The sequence below is a fragment of the Streptomyces sp. NPDC054847 genome (genome assembly GCF_053610925.1).
In genome coordinates, this window is sequence record NZ_JBSGZJ010000774.1 from 1 (window position 1) to 1,297 (window position 1,297).

Consider the following 1,297-nt stretch of genomic DNA (forward strand, 5'->3'; position numbering starts at 1 on the left):
CGCCCCGACCGTGCCGCTCCAAGCCGCCCTCGCCCACGGCGTGATCGGGGTCGACACCAACGCCGACCACCTCGCCGCCTGGCGCCTGGACACCCACGGCAACCCCTGCGGTGAACCCCGACGCTTCCCTTACACCCTCACCGGTACCACCCGGCATCGCGACGCCCAAGTACGGCACGCCCTCACCCGCCTCCTGCACTGGGCCAAGGCCTGCGGCGTGAGAGCCATCGCGGTCGAGGACCTCGACTTCCAGGCCGAGAAGACCAGGGAGAAGCACGGCCGCAGGCGAAGGTTCCGGCAGCTCATTTCCGGCATGCCCACCGGACGGCTGCGTGCCCGGCTCGTCTCCATGGCCGACCAGACGGGTATCGCGGTCATCGCCGTCGACCCGGCCTACACCAGCAAGTGGGGCGCCCAGCACTGGCAGAAACCCCTCACCAGCACCACCCGTAAGACCAGCCGGCACGATGCCGCGAGCATCGCGATCGGCAGACGCGCCCAAGGGCACCCGATCCGGCGACGGACGACACCGCCCCGTGCACACCAGAGCGATGTGCACGGGCATCGGACCGTCCAGGCCGACCCGGGAACCCTGGGGCGCGAGGGACCCCGCCCCCGCATCCCCGGACCACGCACCAGATGCGTGCCACCGGACGCGGAACGAACGCGGGCAACCAGGACACCCACAACCGTTCGGGGTGCCCGCAGCGACCAGGAATGGGTCCAAGACCCACTCCTGCTCACTGATTAGGAACGGTTAGCGTCCGTGCGTCCGTAGCGTCTGTCCGGTCGCGTCCGGTGGTCACCGCGACCCGGGAGGTCGAGGTCACGGTGGACCACCCCGTGGCAGTGGTGGTCCACCCGGGGCGGCAGCCCGAGCGGCGCCCCGTCACCAGCGCCATCGCGTGGCCTCGGCGAGCGCTTCCGGACTGTGCTCGGCCAGGGCCTCCGCCTCGGCGCGCCGAACAGCCAGCACTGCCCCGTACAACGCCTCCCCGAGTGCCGCGCGCAGCGTTCCGCTCCGTTCGAAGTGGGTGAGCGCCTCGCCGAGCGAGGTCGGCAGCCGCTCCTGGTCGCCGCGGCCGGCGGGGTCGCCGCTCACGGGGGCGGGCAGCGCGGGGCCGCCGTCGCCGAGGCCCTGAAGACCCACCGCGATGACGGACCCGACCAGGAGATAGGGGTTCGCCGCGGCGTCGAAGGGCTTGAGCTCGGCGTGCCCGCCCTCGAGGTCGTCGGGCTCGCCGAGCACCAGACGCAGCGCGGCCTCGCGGTTCTCGATGCCCCAGCAGCGGTGGAC

At 72.5% G+C, this 1,297-nt stretch carries 1 protein-coding gene and 1 pseudogene; one reads left to right on the forward strand and one right to left on the reverse strand.

What is annotated here, in order from left to right:
• On the forward strand, positions 1-751 hold a 751-nt coding region (locus tag ACWGH4_RS35155; RefSeq protein WP_453467972.1), incomplete at its 5' end, for an IS200/IS605 family accessory protein TnpB-related protein.
• 138 nt (positions 752-889) lie between these two features.
• Here the strand turns inward: ACWGH4_RS35155 and ACWGH4_RS35160 are convergent.
• A pseudogene (locus ACWGH4_RS35160) lies at positions 890-1,297 on the reverse strand (glutamine synthetase); the annotation flags it as partial.